Origin of the sequence: Kitasatospora sp. MY 5-36, assembly GCF_001182915.1 — a bacterium.
GTDB lineage: Bacteria > Actinomycetota > Actinomycetes > Streptomycetales > Streptomycetaceae > Kitasatospora.
This window is the reverse complement of the sequence record NZ_LFVW01000720.1, coordinates 1-247: the sequence shown is the minus strand read 5'-3', so window position 1 is coordinate 247 and position 247 is coordinate 1. Positions and strand designations below refer to the sequence as shown.

1 protein-coding gene is annotated in these 247 nt (G+C 72.5%); it reads left to right on the top strand.

The window, feature by feature from the left end; genetic code table 11:
- Positions 1-52: 52 nt before the first annotated feature.
- A partial coding sequence (locus tag AE652_RS48680; RefSeq protein ID WP_049658846.1) for a hypothetical protein occupies positions 53-247 on the top strand: 195 nt, incomplete at its 3' end.

The window sequence follows — 247 nt, the reverse complement described above, 5'->3', positions numbered from 1 at the left end:
GCGATGGTGCCGCACCGGGATGGTGCGGAGCGACTGGGGAGGGAGAGTGCCGATGGAAGCCACTGTGGCGCTGCGATGGTGCCGCACCGGGATGGCGCGGAGCGACCCGTCGGTGCGCGCTGATGACTGGCGGGCGTACAGGCTGCGATGGTGCCGCACCGAGATGGTGCGGAGCGACCGGACGATGTCGGGCCAGGGCGCGGCGGAGTCGAGGCTGCGATGGTGCCGCACCGGGATGGTGCGGAGC